General features: G+C 65.4%; 14 protein-coding genes. 10 read left to right on the forward strand and 4 right to left on the reverse strand.

Going from position 1 to position 16,820, the window contains the following annotated elements; genetic code table 11:
• The first annotated feature begins 284 nt into the window (after positions 1–284).
• The 4 genes from ileS to E4P29_RS05295 all read left to right on the forward strand — a co-directional run bounded on the left by ileS (position 285) and on the right by E4P29_RS05295 (position 6,172).
• Positions 285–3,422: an isoleucine--tRNA ligase gene (ileS, locus tag E4P29_RS05280; protein ID WP_135042504.1), complete on the forward strand. Its 3,138-nt coding sequence runs from the start codon at positions 285–287 to the stop codon at positions 3,420–3,422.
• A gap of 10 nt (positions 3,423–3,432) precedes the next feature.
• Complete coding sequence (locus E4P29_RS05285) at positions 3,433–4,125, forward strand: peptide deformylase (RefSeq protein ID WP_167735383.1); 693 nt, start codon at positions 3,433–3,435, stop codon at positions 4,123–4,125.
• A 2-nt stretch (positions 4,126–4,127) separates the two neighbouring features.
• Positions 4,128–5,489: a DNA polymerase IV gene (locus tag E4P29_RS05290; protein ID WP_135042505.1), complete on the forward strand. Its 1,362-nt coding sequence runs from the start codon at positions 4,128–4,130 to the stop codon at positions 5,487–5,489.
• Between the two features lie 197 nt (positions 5,490–5,686).
• Positions 5,687–6,172 carry a hypothetical protein gene (locus E4P29_RS05295; protein ID WP_174557287.1) on the forward strand — a complete coding sequence of 162 codons (486 nt, stop codon included), beginning with the start codon at positions 5,687–5,689 and terminating at the stop codon, positions 6,170–6,172.
• Positions 6,173–6,266: 94 nt separating this feature from the next.
• Here the strand turns inward: E4P29_RS05295 and E4P29_RS05300 are convergent, their stop codons facing one another.
• Complete coding sequence (locus tag E4P29_RS05300) at positions 6,267–7,010, reverse strand: hypothetical protein (protein ID WP_135042506.1); 744 nt, start codon at positions 7,008–7,010, stop codon at positions 6,267–6,269.
• Positions 7,007–7,969: a hypothetical protein gene (locus tag E4P29_RS05305; RefSeq protein WP_245154169.1), complete on the reverse strand. Its 963-nt coding sequence runs from the start codon at positions 7,967–7,969 to the stop codon at positions 7,007–7,009. Before E4P29_RS05305 ends, E4P29_RS05300 begins: the two co-directional genes overlap by 4 nt.
• 92 nt (positions 7,970–8,061) lie before the next feature.
• On the opposite strand from E4P29_RS05305, the gene lspA reads away from it, so the two are divergent.
• The 4 genes from lspA to dnaE all read left to right on the forward strand — a co-directional run bounded on the left by lspA (position 8,062) and on the right by dnaE (position 13,958).
• Positions 8,062–8,694: a signal peptidase II gene (gene lspA / locus E4P29_RS05310; protein ID WP_245154170.1), complete on the forward strand. Its 633-nt coding sequence runs from the start codon at positions 8,062–8,064 to the stop codon at positions 8,692–8,694.
• Complete coding sequence (locus tag E4P29_RS05315) at positions 8,691–9,617, forward strand: RluA family pseudouridine synthase (protein WP_027497328.1); 927 nt, start codon at positions 8,691–8,693, stop codon at positions 9,615–9,617. The genes lspA and E4P29_RS05315 overlap by 4 nt, the downstream gene beginning before the upstream one ends.
• Positions 9,617–10,276, forward strand: coding sequence for a hypothetical protein (locus E4P29_RS05320; RefSeq protein WP_135042771.1), 660 nt, complete (start codon positions 9,617–9,619; stop codon positions 10,274–10,276). Before E4P29_RS05315 ends, E4P29_RS05320 begins: the two co-directional genes overlap by 1 nt.
• Positions 10,277–10,421: 145 nt before the next feature.
• A complete protein-coding gene (gene dnaE, locus E4P29_RS05325) occupies positions 10,422–13,958 on the forward strand; it encodes a DNA polymerase III subunit alpha (protein WP_135042510.1) in 3,537 nt (1,178 codons plus the stop codon).
• On the opposite strand, the gene E4P29_RS05330 is transcribed toward dnaE, so the two are convergent.
• Positions 13,929–14,198: a hypothetical protein gene (locus E4P29_RS05330; protein WP_135042512.1), complete on the reverse strand. Its 270-nt coding sequence runs from the start codon at positions 14,196–14,198 to the stop codon at positions 13,929–13,931. The two genes, dnaE and E4P29_RS05330, sit on opposite strands and share 30 nt — an antisense overlap.
• A 165-nt stretch (positions 14,199–14,363) precedes the next feature.
• Between E4P29_RS05330 and E4P29_RS05335 the strand changes: the two genes are divergently transcribed.
• Together E4P29_RS05335 and ilvA are read left to right on the forward strand one after the other, a co-directional pair.
• Positions 14,364–14,798, forward strand: coding sequence for a nitroreductase family deazaflavin-dependent oxidoreductase (locus E4P29_RS05335; RefSeq protein WP_135042514.1), 435 nt, complete (start codon positions 14,364–14,366; stop codon positions 14,796–14,798).
• Positions 14,799–14,867: 69 nt separating this feature from the next.
• Complete coding sequence (gene ilvA, locus E4P29_RS05340) at positions 14,868–16,223, forward strand: threonine ammonia-lyase IlvA (RefSeq protein ID WP_135042515.1); 1,356 nt, start codon at positions 14,868–14,870, stop codon at positions 16,221–16,223.
• Between the two features lies 1 nt (position 16,224).
• Here ilvA and E4P29_RS05345 read toward each other — a convergent pair whose 3' ends face one another.
• Positions 16,225–16,749: a TetR/AcrR family transcriptional regulator gene (locus E4P29_RS05345; RefSeq protein WP_027497323.1), complete on the reverse strand. Its 525-nt coding sequence runs from the start codon at positions 16,747–16,749 to the stop codon at positions 16,225–16,227.
• Positions 16,750–16,820: the final 71 nt, after the last annotated feature.

The raw sequence follows: 16,820 nt of genomic DNA on the forward strand, positions 1-16,820 counted from the left end.
ACGGTTGTCAGACGAAAGAACAATCAGGCGTCGATCCGGCCATCACCGGGGAGCCTTCGGAAGAACGACAGTGACGATTCGGTCTGCAACGACCGAAGTGGGCTGTTCAGTAGAACCGAACGGGTGAGCCCGTCACAGCTCGTGTGGAGAGGCTCGGTCCGACGAGTTCCATCGGTCCGAGCAAGCGGGGTGGTACCGCGGTACTCGGCGTCCCCATCGCCGAATGTCGTCCCCGTGCCAATCGATGTCGCGTCCTGTACGCGTCCGGCACGGAGGAGACAGACATGACAGATTCGAGCGCACGCCCCGAGAACGCGTCGTACCCGCTGGTGGATCTGGCCGAGGGCCGATCGGGAAGCGTTCCGTTTCCCGATCTCGAGCGCATCGTGCTGCACGAATGGGCCGAGGACGGCACGTTCCGCGCCAGCATCGACAACCGCGCCGATGCCGAGGAATTCGTTTTCTACGACGGACCTCCGTTCGCCAACGGCCTGCCGCACTACGGCCATCTGCTCACCGGGTACGTCAAGGATCTCGTGCCCCGGTTCCAGACCATGCGCGGCAAGAAGGTCGAGCGTCGTTTCGGGTGGGACTGCCACGGCCTTCCCGCCGAATTGGAAGCGGAGAAGCAACTCGGCATCAAGGACAAGTCCGAGATCGACGAGATGGGTCTGGCGAAGTTCAACGCCTACTGCAAGCAGTCGGTGTTGCAGTACACCGACGAGTGGCGGGATTACGTCACTCGGCAAGCGCGGTGGGTCGACTTCGACAACGACTACAAGACCCTCGACGTCGACTTCATGGAGTCCGTCATGTGGGCGTTCAAGACGCTCCACGACAAGGGTCTGATCTACCAGGGCTACCGAGTGCTGCCGTACAGCTGGTACGAGCAGACGCCGCTGTCCAACCAGGAGACCCGGCTCGACGACGCGTACAAGATGCGTCAGGACCCCGCGGTCACCGTCACCATGCCCCTTACGGCGCCGGGCACACCCCTGGACGGCGCGAACGCACTGATCTGGACCACCACTCCGTGGACGCTGCCGTCGAACCTTGCGATCGCGGTGCATCCGGAGGTGCACTACGTTCAGGTCCGCGGTGCCGACGGTGAGCGGTACGTGCTCGCCTCTGCCCGACTCGCGCACTATGCGAAGGAACTGGGGGAGCAGCCGGAGGTGCTCTCGGAGCACACCGGCGCGGAGTTGGTCGGCCTCGCCTACGCACCGCCCTACGACTTCTTCCTCGGCCACGAGAATGCGCATCGCGTTCTGGAGGCCGATTACGTCACCACCGACTCCGGCACCGGAATCGTCCATCTCGCACCGGCATTCGGTGAGGAGGACATGGACGTCGCCACCGCGAACGGTATCGAGGTCGTGCAACCGCTCGATGCGGGCGGCAAATTCACGTCGTTGGTGCCGCCCTACGAGGGCCTGATGGTGTTCGACGCCAATCCGGTGATCATCAAGGATCTCAAGGCCTCGGGCCGCTTGCTGCGGCACGAAACCATCGAGCACTCGTACCCGCACAGTTGGCGTAGTGGTCAGCCGCTGATCTACATGGCGGTTCCGTCGTGGTTCGTCGCGGTCACCAAGTTCCGCGATCGGATGGTCGAGCTCAACCAGGAGATCACCTGGGTGCCCGAGCACATCAAGGACGGCCAGTTCGGCAAGTGGCTCGAAGGTGCCCGCGACTGGAACATCAGCCGTAACCGGTACTGGGGCAGCCCGATCCCGGCGTGGACGTCCGACGACCCCGCCTACCCTCGTCTCGACGTGTACGGCAGCCTGGACGAACTCGAGCGTGACTTCGGTGTGCGTCCCACCGATCTGCATCGGCCGTACATCGACGACCTGACGCGTCCCAACCCGGACGACCCGACCGGCAAGTCCACGATGCGTCGCGTTCCCGAGGTGCTGGACTGCTGGTTCGAATCGGGCTCGATGCCGTATGCGCAGGTGCATTTCCCGTTCGAGAACGAGGAGTGGTTCCAGACACACAACCCGGGCGATTTCATCGTCGAATACAACGGTCAGACGCGCGGCTGGTTCTACACCCTGCATGTGCTCGCGACTGCACTGTTCGACCGGCCTGCCTTCAAAACCGTTGCCGCCCATGGCATCGTGCTCGGTGACGACGGTCTGAAGATGAGTAAGTCGAAGGGGAACTACCCGGACGTCAAGGAGGTCTTCGACCGCGACGGCTCGGATGCCATGCGGTGGTTCCTGATGTCGTCGCCGATCCTGCGCGGTGGCAACCTGATCGTCACCGAGCAGGGCATCCGCGAGGGAGTACGGCAGGCGCTGTTGCCGATCTGGAACGCGTGGAGCTTTCTGCAGCTCTACGCGTCGACGCCGGGGCAGTGGCGGACCGATTCTCCGCACGTGCTCGATCGGTACGTGCTGGCCAAACTGTCGGCCACGCGGGATGCGATCACCGACGCGCTCGAAGGGAACGACATCGCCGGGGCGTGCGACGAATTGCGTACGTTCTGTGACGCACTGACCAATTGGTATGTGCGACGGTCGCGTTCACGCTTCTGGGGCGAGGACGCCGACGCGATCGACACCCTGCACACGGTGCTCGAAGTGCTCACCCGCATCGCCGCTCCGTTGTTGCCGTTGATCAGTGAGGTGGTCTGGCGCGGATTGACCGGTGGCCGATCGGTGCACCTGACGGATTGGCCGACGGCCGACGAGTTGCCGTCCGACCCGGAGCTGGTCGACAGCATGGACGAGGTTCGTACCGTGTGCTCCACGGTGCTCGGTCTGCGCAAGGCACAGAATCTGCGCGTGCGGCTGCCGCTGCCCGAGGTGACCGTCGCGGCCGCCGACGCCGAGCGGCTGCGTCCGTTCCTCGACATCATCGCCGACGAGGTCAACGTCAAGAAGGTGGATCTGACCGAGGACGTTGCCGTGCACGGCAAATTCGAGCTCGTAGTGAACGCACGCGCTGCCGGGCCGCGGATCGGCAAGGATGTCCAGAAGGTCATCAAGGCAGTCAAGGCCGGTGACTGGTCCGAGGACGAAGACGGCGTCGTGAGCGCCGCAGGCATCGCGTTGCTGCCCGAGGAGTACACCCGCAGACTCGTTGCCGCGGAGCCGGAATCGACGGCACCGCTGCCCGGGAACGCGGGGCTCGTGGTGCTCGATTCGGCGGTCACCGAAGAGCTGGAGGCCGAGGGTTGGGCCAAGGACCGCATCCGTGAGCTGCAGGATGCGCGTCGTAGCCACGGACTCGATGTGTCCGACCGTATCGACATCGTCATCGAGGTACCCGAACATCGACGGGCGTGGCTGGACGCTCATCGGGATCTGATCGCGCGCGAGGTACTCGCGTTGTCGCTGGTGGACGGCTCGGTCGGCGACGACGGCAGCGATCTCGGTGAGGGAGTCCGGGCAGCGATCACGAAGTCGTCGTGACCGAGGGCATATGAGCGAGGGGCACCGGGGCGTCGTGACCGAGGAGGAGGTGGTCGATGCCGTCCACGAGTGTCTCTCCGAGGCTCGCGGCGGCGTCGTTCCCATCGTCGCCGCCGGTCATCCGGTGCTGCGTTCCCCGGCGCTGCGCTACACCGGCCAGCTCGAGCGTGAAGTGTTGACGGAGTTGATCGAGGTGATGCGTGCGACGATGCACGATGCGCCCGGTGTCGGCCTTGCTGCACCGCAGATCGGAATTCCGTTGCAGATCGCAGTGATCGAGGATCTCTTCGATGTCGCGGTGGACGTCGCCCGGGTCCGGGAGCGGACCCCGTTGCCGTTCCGAGCGTTGATCAATCCTCGGTACACCCCGGTGGGACGACGCATTGCTTCGTTCTACGAGGGCTGCCTCAGTGTGCCGGGGTATCAGGCCGTCGTCACTCGCGCCGCGGACGTCCGGCTTCTGTGCACCGACGAGACCGGCCGAGAGATCGACGAGGTGGTGCGTGGCTGGCCCGCACGGATCGTGGCCCATGAGAGCGATCACCTCGCCGGCACGCTGTACATCGATCGTGCGCACACACGGTCGCTGACCACGACGGAGCAGTACTCGGCACTGTGGTCCGATCCCGGACCGGAGCGTGCCGCACGTGTGCTCGGCTTCGGTGCCGACGCCCCGTCCGAGTCGCCCGACAGCTGTCGTTGACCATGCCCGACAGTGTCGATCGGACTCTGCGGAGCCGGCGTTGGGTGTTGCATCTGGACATGGACGCGTTCTTTGCGTCCGCCGAGCAGCTGACGCGGCCGACACTGCGGGGTCGGCCGGTGCTGGTCGGGGGTGCAGGCGGCAGAGGCGTCGTGGCCGGGTGCAGCTATCAGGCCCGGGCGTTCGGGGCCCGTTCGGCGATGCCGATGCATCAGGCCCGTCGACTCGTCGGTGCCGGCGCGGTGGTCCTGCCGCCGCGGTTCCCGCTGTACTCGGAGCTGAGCAGACGTGCCTTCGAGGCGCTTCGCGTGCGCATGCCCGTACTGGAACAGCTCTCGATCGACGAGGCCTTCGGCGAGCCGCTCGAGCTGGCGGGCGCGACGGTGGCCGAGGTCGAGCGTTTCTGCGCCGATCTGCGGGCGCTGGTATTGGCTGAGACCGGGCTCGTCGCCTCCATCGGTGCCGGGTCCGGGAAACAGATCGCCAAGATCGCGTCGGGTCTGGCCAAACCCGACGGCGTCACGGTGGTAGCGCCCGGAATTCAGGCCGAGTTGATGGCGGATCTGCCGGTGCGCAAGTTGTGGGGGATCGGCCCTGTTGCCGGAGAACGGTTGCATCGCTTGGGAATCGACACCATCGGCAAATTCGTGGCCACGCCCGAGTCGGAGGTGGCGTCGATTCTCGGTGCCACCATGGGTCCGAGCCTGCATCAGCTGGCGCGCGGCATCGACAACCGGGTGGTGGCCGAGCGGGCCGAGGCCAAGCAGGTCAGTGCGGAGACGACGTTCGCGAACGACCTGACGACTCTTGCGCAACTACGCCCGGCGATCGAGTCCATCGTCGAGTCGACCCATCGCCGTTTGCTGAAGGACGGCCGGGGTGCCCGCACGGTCGTGCTCAAATTGCGTAAGTCCGACATGAGCATCATCACCAGATCGGCGACTTTGCCTTACGCGACGGTGGACAAGCAGACGATCGTGGCCACTGCTCAGCGGTTGGCGGTCGATCCGGTCGATGTCGGACCGATCCGGCTCGTCGGCGTGGGCCTCGCCGGTCTGTCCGCGGTTCGGCAAGGATCGTTGTTCCCCGAACTCGAGTACGAGCCGGTTGCTCCGGTCCCGGACGAGCCGCTACCGGCGACGGAAGAGGCCGCGAGCCTCGCCGTGGTCGAGGACGGCCCGCGGTGGCAACCGGGTATGGACGTTCGGCACGTTCGGTACGGTCACGGCTGGGTGCAGGGCGCGGGACATTCGGTGGTGACGGTCCGTTTCGAGACGCGGACCACCGGTCCGGGAACGGCCCGCACCTTTGCAGAATCGGACACCGACCTGGTCGCGGCCGATGTTCTGGACAGCTTGGCCTGAGTTGTGGCGCGGCTGAGGAAACTCTGTGAGGTTTCACAGGTATGCCCTTCGCGTTGTGACTCGGGCGAGTCGAGCTGACATAGTGGACTCGGTCCGAGACGACCCCCATACAGACGACCGACGAGTCACAGAACGATCGATACGTGACTCAGAGTGAAAAGGACAAGCACTTGAAGCTTCGCAACACCCGACGGGCCATGGTTGCCGGTATCGCCATCGCCGGTGCACTGACGATGTCCGCCTGCAGCTCCGGTGGCGGCGACGAGCCGACCGCCACGACGACGACGGCTGCCACCACCACCGCTGCGCCACCCGCGGGCGGGGACTACCCGCCGGTGCCCACCGTCGAGCAGCTCAACACCGAACTCAACCGCGGACTCGATCCCAACGTGCCGGTCGAGGAGAAGGCTGCTCTGATCCAGGGTGCTTCCGAGGATCCGGGTCTGATCAACCAGGTCGCCGCCGCTGCAGTGGCCAACAACGCACAGATCGAGATCACCAGCATCGACGATCTGGGCACCGGTGAGCTCAACGCCGGTATCACCATCACGCTCAACGGCCAGGCCAACCCCGGCACGTTCAAGTTCGTCCCCGAGGACGGTGTGTGGAAGCTCTCCAAGGAGAACGCCTGCGGCATCGTTTCTCTCGCGCAGCTGACCAGCCCGGCGTGCCCCGCACCCTGAGTCCTGCCGATCGTCTCTGACCAACCCCGAACTGCCGGTGCCACCTTCTTTCGAGAGGGAGTCACCGGCAGTTCGTCTTCTGTAGGGACATCGGTCAGGCGCTGGGCACTGCCGATCGAATGCGATCCGCTGCCGACCCCGCGACGGCGGTGACGGTCTCCGGTTCCAGTCCGCTCTGATCGGAGACGACGATCTGCACCACGGTCGAGTCGACCACCGCCACCACGACGTCGGAGACAAGAGTGAATCCCTCGCTCGTGGTGGTCAGTCGAATCGATGCTGACGCGTCGCCGATCGTCGTCTGATCGCGCCCCGCCACCGAATAATCGACGCCGATACCGTCCGCGTCGGTTCCGGTGAACGTCGAGCACTCGGCCCACGCTCGCTGAATGTTCGCGAAAGCCTCGGCGGCTCCCGGCGCGGGATAGCTCGCCGCGTCCTCGTCGATCGACGAGAAATTCGGACCGGAGAAGCGGACCACCGCGCTCGATGCGGCTCCGGCCTGCTGTTGCGATACCGGCGCGAGGACGGCGGCGCACTCGGCCGGGTCGGTGCTCGAGCGATCCGGTGAGTCGTACTCCGGTGCCGGATCCAATCCCAGATCACGAACCGGATCGGGAATCGAGGAGAAGCCGTCCGGCAGGTCTGCGAGCCCCAGCATCGCTGCAGTCAGCGCCGCCGGGTCGGTGATGGGCGGGCCGCGCAGCGGGTCGGGAGCCGCGACGGTGGTGACGGTAGGCGTGGCCGTTTCGGCAGGCTCGTCCGTGCTGCATCCGGTGGCGGCAGCGATCCCGAGAATCGACAACGTCGCCAGTACCCGGGTGGCGCCGCGCGTCATCGGGCAGTCCAGGTGATCGAATCGCCGACGGTTTGCCGAAGCACCGTGGTGCTGTCGGGGTCGGTGTACATCTGCTCGCCGCCTGCGGTGATCGAACCTCCGACCGGAAGTGGTCGGGAGAGATCGACGTCGAGTGTTCCCGCGCCCGTGAAGGTGTAGGACGCGATGTTGAGCGTGCCCGCGTTGTCGGGCAGATTCCATACCGACGATTCGGGCGTCTGGGTGATGGCCACGTCGAGGGTCGCGCGGTCGCCGTCGAGGGCGCGCAAGGTGACCGTGGTGCGCTGGTTCAGTGTGATGCCGCTGAGCACTTGCTGATCGACGGTCCAGACCGCGCCGACCCCCACTTCCGCGTCGGGAAAGTCGATGGATCGGTACACGGCCGCGTTCAAGGAGCGCTCGATCGCGGCTCGGGCGGTGTCGAGGGCATCGTCGGCCGGCGTGATGTGCAGAGCGGTGATCGCTCCGGAATCTGTCCTGGCCAATCGCGCAGTCGATCCCTCGGATGCGGAGAGTGCGTCGGTCAGTCCCGCATCCGGTGACGTCGCGGCACCGATGGTCAGCTCGACGGAGGTCGTGGCCCCGCTCGACGCGTCCTCGTCCGGGACGGTGTCGGACGCCGAGGCAGTCAGTGGCACGGTCAGTTCCGGACTGGAGAAGTCCTGCGGCGCAGCAGCATTGATCTGCTGCTGCACGGTCGAGGTGGTGGTGAGGTCGACGCGCTGGTTCTGCGCGTCCGCGTCGGAGTTGTCGAAGGTGAGCGCGCGCCGTGGCTCGCTACCCGGATCGACGACGGTGGTGGTCGTGGGCGTCACTGCGATCGTGACCTCGTTCGAGGACGGGGTCTGCTCGGGTGCAGGATCCGAATCACCGCTCGAGCATCCGGCCAGTAGAGCCACTGCGCAGGATGCGGCCACGAAGCCGGAGCGGACGGTGCGGGTGCGTTCGGTCGACTTCACGGGCACCAGGCTACTGATGACACCGGGTGCGCAGACCGCTACCACGCGGCTCGGATGCGGACCGACGGTTGTCGATGCGCCATGATGGACGGGTGAGTGACGACCGACCCGACGATCCGACCACCGAGACCAGTGCAACCCCCGACCCCCACGAGGCTGCAGACGAGCAGGTGTCCGGTGCCGACAGTGCTGCGGTTCGGCCCGCCGCACCTCTGCGGACCCGACTCCTGGTGGCGATCGCGGCAGTGATTCTGCTGTTCGACCTGATCACGAAGATCGTGGTGGTGCACTTCGTGAAGCCGGGAAACCCGATCGAGATCATCGGCGACGTCGTGACTCTGCGGCTGGTGCGCAATCCCGGTGCGGCGTTCTCGATGGCCACCGGAATGACGTGGTTGCTGACGCTGGTCGCCGTGGCCGTGGTGATCGGGGTCGTGAAGATCGGTCGAACGCTGCGTTCGCCGTGGTGGGCGTTGGGGCTGGGTCTGGTTCTCGGCGGCGCTCTGGGCAACCTGATCGACCGGTTCTTCCGCGCACCGGGCCCGTTCCAGGGTCATGTGGTCGATTTCGTGTCGGTGGGCTGGTGGCCGGTGTTCAACGTCGCCGACTCGTCCATCGTGTGCGGGGCCATCCTGCTCGTCGCGCTCAGCCTGTTCGGTTTCGAGCCCAACGGCGAACGGGTGACCAAGTCCACGTCCGATGCCTCGCAGAAGGCCGACTCGTGAGGGAATCGCGTTCCATGCCGGTGCCCGACGGCTTGGACGGCATGCGCGTCGACGCCGGCCTGGCGCGACTTCTCGGGCTCTCGCGCACGGTCGCCGCAGCCTTGGCCGAAGAGGGTTCGGTGCTGGTCGATCACAGTGCCGTCGGGAAGTCCGATCGCCTCTCGGGTGGGTCGTGGCTCGAAGTGACTCTGCCCGAACCTGCACGTGAGTTGACGATCGAGGCCGAGCCGGTCGAAGGCATGGAGATTCTCTATGCCGACGACGACGTGGTGGCAGTCGACAAACCGGTGGGCGTCGCCGCGCACGCCAGTGTGGGCTGGACCGGGCCGACCGTCATCGGCGGCCTCGCGGCCGCCGGTTTCCGAATCTCCACGTCCGGCGCGCACGAGCGTCAGGGCATCGTGCACCGACTCGACGTTGGAACGTCCGGGGTGATGGTGGTCGCGACGTCGGAGCGGGCATACACCGTGCTCAAGCGGGCGTTCAAGGCTCGTACGATCGACAAGCGTTACCACGCCCTGGTGCAGGGACATCCGGATCCGAGCAGTGGAACCATCGATGCTCCGATCGGACGGCACGGCAGCAACGACTGGAAGTTCGCCGTCCGCGCGGACGGCAAGCCCAGCGTCACCCACTACGACACGGTCGAGGCCTTCCAGGCCGCGAGCCTGCTGGACGTCCACCTGGAAACCGGACGCACGCACCAGATCCGCGTGCACTTCTCGGCGCTGCGGCACCCGTGTTGCGGCGACCTGACCTACGGGGCCGACCCTCGGTTGGCCGAACGGCTGGGCCTGGAACGTCAGTGGCTGCACGCGCGTTCGCTCGGCTTCGCGCATCCGTCCGACGGCCGCTGGGTCGAGATCGAGAGCAAGTACCCGGCAGACCTCGAACACGCTCTCGAGGTGCTCCGGAAAGCGTGATGCGCGGATTTTCGGGTGTGGTCGGTGCCGTCGTCACGATCGCTCTGGTGGTCGGTGGCCTGGCCGTCGTCGGCCATCTGAACCCGCAACGGCAACTGCGTGTGGGCACCGACCGCCTCGGCCCGGACAGCGGCGAGCAGGTGACCGACTATCTGGCTCGCGCCGAGGCGAGCCTGCCCGGCGACGATGCCGAACCTCGCTGGGGATCGGTGTCGTTCGATCGTGAACTCACCGCCGAACAGGCCTACGCCGCCGCGAACGGCGTGCGCATCTCGATGGTGCTCCTTCGAGTACCTCTCGATCGCGTGCAAACTCCGATCCTCACGGTCGGTGTTCCAGGCAGTGAACGGTCGGTACTGAATGCGACCGCGCGCGCGGCCGGCCAGATCCAGGAATCGATCGGCGTGGAGGACCGGCAGGCGCAGACAGACGCGGTGTCGCAGCGCCGGTTGCTGAACGGATGCGCATGCGTGGTGACGTTGGTCTTGCGGGGCACCGCGGCCGAGTTGAGCGAAGTAGCAGGCCGCGACGGGGTGCGAGCGGTACAGGCACTCCCGCCCGACGCGGTGTCCGGGAAGTTCGCCGTCGAGCCGTTGCTTCCGCAGTACATCGACGTCGTCGGGCCGCTGCCGGACGACGGGCCGGTTCCCGCCGAATGAGGCAACTTCAGTCTCGTTCGTCACACCCGTCACGTCCTCCCAGGACACACCGTCGGCCTGAAAAATCTGTCGGTTTCACCGCCTAGAGTGGGTGCATTCGCGGCTCGTAATTTCGAAAACGCACGACCTTCAGGAGAGAACCTTCGTGGCCGATTCGTTCGTTCATCTGCACAACCACACCGAATATTCGATGCTCGACGGTGCCGCCAAGATCGGGGCCATGTTCGCCGAGGCGGCGCGGTTGGAGATGACGGCGGTCGGCATGACCGACCACGGCAACATGTACGGAGCCAGCGAGTTCTACAACGAGGCCAAGAAGGCCGGCATCAAGCCGATCATCGGCATCGAGGCCTACATCGCTCCCGAATCCCGGTTCAACAAGAAGCGCGTGCTGTGGGGCGATCGTAGCCAGAAGTCCGACGACGTCTCCGGTAGCGGTGCGTACACGCACATGACGATGGTGGCGGAGAACGCGACCGGCGTGCGCAATCTGTTCAAGCTGTCCTCGCTCGCGTCCATCGAGGGTCAGCTCGGCAAGTGGGCCCGCATGGACGAGGAGATCATCGCTCACCACGCCGAGGGCATCATTGCCACCACCGGATGCCCGTCCGGTGAGGTACAGACGCGCCTACGTCTGGGCCAGGACCGCGAAGCCCTCGAGGCCGCGGCCAAATGGCAGGAGATCTGGGGACCGGACAACTTCTTTCTCGAGTTGATGGACCACGGTCTGTCCATCGAGCGGCGAGTCCGAGAAGGCCTGCTCGACATCGGCAAGAAGCTGTCCATTCCGCCGTTGGCCACCAACGACTGCCATTACGTCACGAAGGACGCCGCCGAGAACCACGAGGCTCTGCTGTGCATCCAGACCGGTAAGACGCTCAGCGATCCCACTCGCTTCAAGTTCGACGGCGACGGTTACTACCTCAAGTCCGCTGCCGAGATGCGTGCACTCTGGGACGACGAGGTGCCCGGTGCTTGCGACAGCACGCTCCTCATCGCCGAGCGAGTCCAGCCCTACGACGAGGTGTGGGCGCACCGCGACCGGATGCCCATCTTCCCGGTTCCCGAGGGACACACGCAGGGGACGTGGTTGCGGCACGAGGTCATGACCGGACTCGAACGGCGGTTCCCCGACGGTCCGGCCGAGGATTACCTCGCGCGGGCGGAGTACGAGATCAAGGTCATCCTGGAGATGGGCTTCCCGGCCTACTTCCTCGTGGTCGGCGACCTGATCAACCACGCGAAAGCCGTCGGCATCCGCGTCGGACCGGGCCGTGGTTCCGCCGCCGGATCGTTGGTTGCCTACGCCATGGGCATCACCAACATCGATCCGCTCCCGCACGGGCTGCTCTTCGAGCGATTCCTCAACCCCGAGCGCGTCTCGATGCCCGATATCGATATCGACTTCGACGATCGTCGTCGCGGCGAGATGGTGCGCTACGCAACGGAGAAGTGGGGTAGCGACCGGGTTGCGCAGGTCATCACCTTCGGCACCATCAAGACCAAGGCTGCCATCAAGGACTCCGCACGTGTGCAGTTCGGCCAGCCCGGTTTCGGCATCGCCGATCAGATCACCAAGGCTCTGCCGCCGCCCATCATGGCCAAGGACATCTCGGTGGCCGGCATCACCGATCCGTCGCACGAGCGCTACAAGGAGGCCGTCGAGGTCCGGGCGCTCATCGACTCCAACCCCGACGTGGCGACGATCTACAAGACGGCCAAGGGCCTCGAAGGCCTGATCCGCAACGCGGGCGTACACGCCTGCGCGGTCATCATGTCCTCGGAGCCGCTCACCGACGCCATCCCGGTGTGGAAGCGCGCCCAGGACGGCGCGATCATCACCGGCTGGGACTACCCGTCGTGCGAGGCCATCGGCCTGCTGAAGATGGACTTCCTCGGTCTGCGAAACCTCACGGTCATCGGTGACGCGATCGAGAACATCAAAGCCAATCGCGGCATCGACATCGATCTCGACGCATTGCCGCTCGACGATCCGGCGACCTTCGAATTGCTCTCTCGCGGAGACACTCTCGGTGTCTTCCAGCTCGACGGCAGCGCGATGCGAGACCTGCTGCGCCGCATGCAGCCCACCGGTTTCGAGGACATCGTCGCCGTGCTGGCGCTGTACCGCCCGGGTCCGATGGGCATGAACTCGCACAACGACTATGCCGACCGCAAGAACGGGCGGCAGGAGGTCAAGCCGATTCACCCCGAGCTTGAAGAGCCGCTCAAGGTGATTCTCGGCGAGACGTACGGTCTGGTGGTCTACCAGGAGCAGATCATGCAGCTCGCACAGAAGGTCGCCGGGTACACCCTGGGCCAGGCCGACCTGCTGCGTCGTGCCATGGGAAAGAAGAAGCTCTCCGAGCTCGAGAAGGCGTACGCCGGATTCCGACAGGGCATGTTGGACAACGGCTTCTCCGAGGCCGCGATCAAGGCGCTGTGGGACACCGTGCTCCCGTTCGCCGGCTACGCGTTCAACAAGTCGCACTCGGCCGGATACGGCCTGGTCTCGTACTGGACGGCGTACCTCAAGGCCAACTATCCGGCCGAGTACATGGCCGGCCTGCTCACCAGTGTCGGTGACGACAAGGACAAGGCCGCGATCTACCTGGCCGACTGCCGCAAGCTCGGTATCACGGTGCTGCCCCCGGACGTCAACGAATCCGAGCTGAACTTCGCGTCGGTGGGCAAGGACATCCGGTTCGGTCTCGGTGCGGTGCGCAACGTCGGCACGAACGTGGTCGCGTCGATCATCAGAGCGCGGTCGGACAAATCCAAATACACAGATTTCTCGGACTACCTGGGCAAGATCGACGCGATCGCGTGCAGCAAGAAGGTCACCGAATCTCTCATCAAGGCAGGCGCTTTCGACTCTCTCGATCATCCGCGCAAGGGTCTGATGTTGATCCATGCCGACGCGATCGATGCGGTGATGGGCACCAAGAAGGCCGAGGCGATCGGTCAATTCGATCTGTTCGGCGGTGAGGACGCCGACGAGTCCATTTCCTCGGTGTTCAACGTCCGCGTGCCGGACGAGGAGTGGGAGTCCAAGCACCGTCTGGCCCTCGAGCGCGAAATGCTGGGCCTCTACGTGTCGGGTCACCCGCTGCTCGGTGTCGAGCACATGTTGGCCGCGAAGTCCGACTGCAACATCCCGACCATTCTCGAAGGGGACATCAAGGACGGCACCCAGGTCACCGTCGGCGGCATTCTGGCTTCGGTGAACCGGCGGATCAACAAGAACGGCCTGACGTGGGCGTCGGCTCAGCTCGAGGATCTCGCAGGCGGCATCGAGGTGCTGTTCTTCCCGCAGGCGTACTCGGTGTTCGGTGCCGACGTCACCGAGGACTCGGTGGTGCTCGTCAAAGGGCGCGTGTCGGTGCGTGACGACCGGGTGTCGTTGATCGCGAACGATCTTGCTGTGCCCGATCTTTCGGCGATCGGTATCGACAAGCCTCTCGCGGTGAGCCTGCCTACGCGCCTGTGCACGGCAGACAAGGTCGGTGCGCTCAAGCGGGTTCTGATCAGCCACCCAGGGACCTCGGATGTCCATCTGCGTCTGGTCAGTGGCGACAAGATCACCACGATGAAACTCGACGACAGTCTGAGGGTGACGCCGACGTCGGCGTTGATGGGAGACCTGAAGGCGCTACTGGGGCCCGGCTGCCTGACGGGGTGAGCCGGTCCGAGCGGGGTGGGCCTCGGTCAACCGGAGAGTCCACCACGCGGCGACTGCCACTGCTGCGCCGCCGAGGACGGCTGCCTGCAGCGATCCGATCAGGGCGAGCGTGGCGACGAACACGACCAGCCCGATCGCCAAGGCCTCGAGCTTGTACAGAGGCCATTCGACGCCGGCGACATCGATCGTGCGCAGAACGGGGACAGTTCGACCGCTCACCTGGTTGCTCGTGTAGGTCATCGCGTCCTCCTCGGGTACGCCCGCCCGATTCGATGATTCGGGTGTCCGGCGGGTGAAGTTCAGACTATACCCACGCAAAGATTCGGTCCACCGAACTCACTGCGTCGAGCAGGGAACCGTCGAGATTCGGTGGCGTCTCCGCGGCCGTGGGTGTTGACTGAAACCATGCCATTGACAGGAGAATACGAACCGAGTTCATCCGACTGGGCCCGAAAGCAGGCCGAGCTGTACGAGAACTCCGGCGGAACCGAAGGCACGACGATGAACGGGATGCCGGTCGTGCTGCTGACCACCAAGGGAAACAAGAGCGGAAAGCTGCGCAAGTCGCCGTTGATGCGGGTGGAACACGATGGGGAGTACGCCATCGTGGCCTCCCTCGGTGGCGCACCGAAGCACCCCGTCTGGTACTTCAACGTCAAGGCCGAGCCGCTGGTGGAGCTCCAGGACGGACCCGAAAAGCATGATTACGTCGCTCGGGAGGTGACCGGCGACGAGAAAGCCGTGTGGTGGGAACGCTCGGTCGCGGCCTACCCCGATTACGCGGACTACCAGAAGAAGACCGACCGGGAGATCCCGCTGTTCGTCCTCGCCCGCGCCTGAGCGCAGCCGGCCGGCCCGTGGAACGGTCCCGAGTGGGTGACCGTTCCACGCTGGTGGCAGCATGTGCTGGTGTCTTCATCACCTGAGCTCGCCTCCCAGCACCCGTCGTCGGTAGCCGTCACCGCGGCCGACATCGATGCAGCTGCGACGCGAATCTCCTCGGTGGTCGCTGCGACACCGCTCCAGCTGTGCGAGCGCCTGTCGGCAGAGACCGGAGCGACCGTCTACCTCAAACGCGAAGACCTTCAGATCGTCCGCTCGTACAAGATCCGCGGCGCGTACAACCTGATGGACCAATTGACCGACGCCGAGCGCAGCGTCGGTGTCGTGACGGCGAGCGCCGGGAACCACGCGCAGGGTGTGGCGTTCGCATGTCGGTCCATGCAAGTGCGAGGTCGGATCTACGTGCCGGCCAACACCCCCAAGCAGAAGCGTGACCGAATCAGGGTCCACGGAGGCGACTTCGTGGAGCTGATCGTCATCGGCGACACGTTCGACGCGGCAGCTGCCGCGGCTGCCGCGGACGTGGCCCGCACCGGTGCCACGATGGTCCCACCGTTCGACGATCCACGAACGGTGGCGGGCCAGGGGACGATCGCCAAGGAAATCGTCGATCAGCTCGGCGGCACACCCGATGTGGTGGTGATGCCCGTCGGCGGGGGAGGCTGCATCGCGGGCATCTCGAGCTATCTGCGTGAGCGCGCTCCGCAGACATCGTTGGTCGGCGTCGAACCATCCGGTGCTGCGTCGATGACCGCTGCGTTGGTGGCCGGTGGGCCGGTGACGCTGTCCGATATCGATCCGTTCGTCGACGGGGCAGCGGTCCGGCGCATCGGCGATGTTCCGTACGCGGCGCTGCAGTCGTTGGGCGCGACGGTGGTGTCCCATGCATCGTTGCCCCTGATCACCGCGCCGGTGTTCGAGAGTTCCGGCCCCGGTGCGTTCCTGATCACCCAGATCGACGAGGGCGCGGTCTGTACCGCAATGCTCGAGCTTTACCAGAACGAGGGGGTCATCGCCGAGCCCGCAGGCGCGTTGGCGGTAGCCGCGCTCGAGCACCTCGACATCGCACCGGGAAGTACCGTCGTGTGCCTTGTGTCCGGGGGAAACAACGACGTCTCACGGTACGGCGAGATTCTCGAACGATCGCTCGTCCACCTCGGCCTCAAGCACTACTTCCTCGTGGACTTTCCGCAGGAGCCCGGCGCATTGCGTCGCTTTCTCGACGAGGTACTCGGGCCCGAGGACGACATCACCTTGTTCGAGTACGTCAAGCGAAACAACCGGGAGACCGGTGCCGCGCTCGTCGGCATTCAACTCGGTGCGGCGCACGGCCTTTCGGCCCTCCTCGAACGTATGCGGTCCTCGCACCTTCAGGTGGAGCAGCTGGAGCCGGGCTCGCCGGTCTACCGCTACTTGACCTGAGTCACCGGCCCAGCAGGCGGTCGACTACCCGCTTGTGCAGTTCGGGGTCGACGGCGGGCAGGTCGAGGACGGCTCCGAGGTATATCCCGTCGCCGACGAGTCGGATGATCTCGGCCTGCACCGGATCGTCGATCTCGGTGCGTAAACCCTCGTCCCACTGCTGCATCATGTCCGTGACGGCGTCTTGCACCTCGCCCGAGTTTCCGTCGACGCTGCGCAGTGCCGCCAGCGTGGAGCGGTAGAGCGCGATTTCCTTCTCCGAAATGCAATCGGGTGGTTGCAGATACCACTCCGCGACGGAGGTGCCACCTGCGCCGGCGTCGGCTCGTTGCTGATCGGCTTGAACGGCGAGCCGTCGGACCATGGCAGCGACCAATGCGTCCTTGGTCTTGAAGTGATACAGCAAGCCGCCCTTCGATACCCCGGCTGCGGCAGCGACGCTGTCCAGGGTCACTTTGGTCATGCCGTGTTCGAGGAGCAGCGTCTCGAGTGAATCCAGAATTCGGTCGCGGGTGTCCGATGACATGAAACTCACTTTACCGGCTGGACGGTTCGCTGTAGTCTTCAGTGCTGTACCGGCTGGACGGTTGGTATCGA

This window comes from Rhodococcus sp. 1R11, from assembly GCF_004563845.1.
Lineage (GTDB): Bacteria > Actinomycetota > Actinomycetes > Mycobacteriales > Mycobacteriaceae > Rhodococcoides.

Coding starts and splice junctions, on each gene's coding strand:
- E4P29_RS05300 (WP_135042506.1), bottom strand. CDS start 7,010: ATGACGCGCGGCGCCACCCGGGTACTGGCGACGTTGTCGATTCTCGGG.
- E4P29_RS05345 (WP_027497323.1), bottom strand. CDS start 16,749: ATGTCATCGGACACCCGCGACCGAATTCTGGATTCACTCGAGACGCTG.
- E4P29_RS05330 (WP_135042512.1), bottom strand. CDS start 14,198: ATGACCTACACGAGCAACCAGGTGAGCGGTCGAACTGTCCCCGTTCTG.
- E4P29_RS05335 (WP_135042514.1), top strand. CDS start 14,364: ATGCCATTGACAGGAGAATACGAACCGAGTTCATCCGACTGGGCCCGA.
- E4P29_RS05290 (WP_135042505.1), top strand. CDS start 4,128: ATGCCCGACAGTGTCGATCGGACTCTGCGGAGCCGGCGTTGGGTGTTG.
- ileS (WP_135042504.1), top strand. CDS start 285: ATGACAGATTCGAGCGCACGCCCCGAGAACGCGTCGTACCCGCTGGTG.
- E4P29_RS05295 (WP_174557287.1), top strand. CDS start 5,687: ATGGTTGCCGGTATCGCCATCGCCGGTGCACTGACGATGTCCGCCTGC.
- E4P29_RS05320 (WP_135042771.1), top strand. CDS start 9,617: ATGCGCGGATTTTCGGGTGTGGTCGGTGCCGTCGTCACGATCGCTCTG.
- E4P29_RS05285 (WP_167735383.1), top strand. CDS start 3,433: ATGAGCGAGGGGCACCGGGGCGTCGTGACCGAGGAGGAGGTGGTCGAT.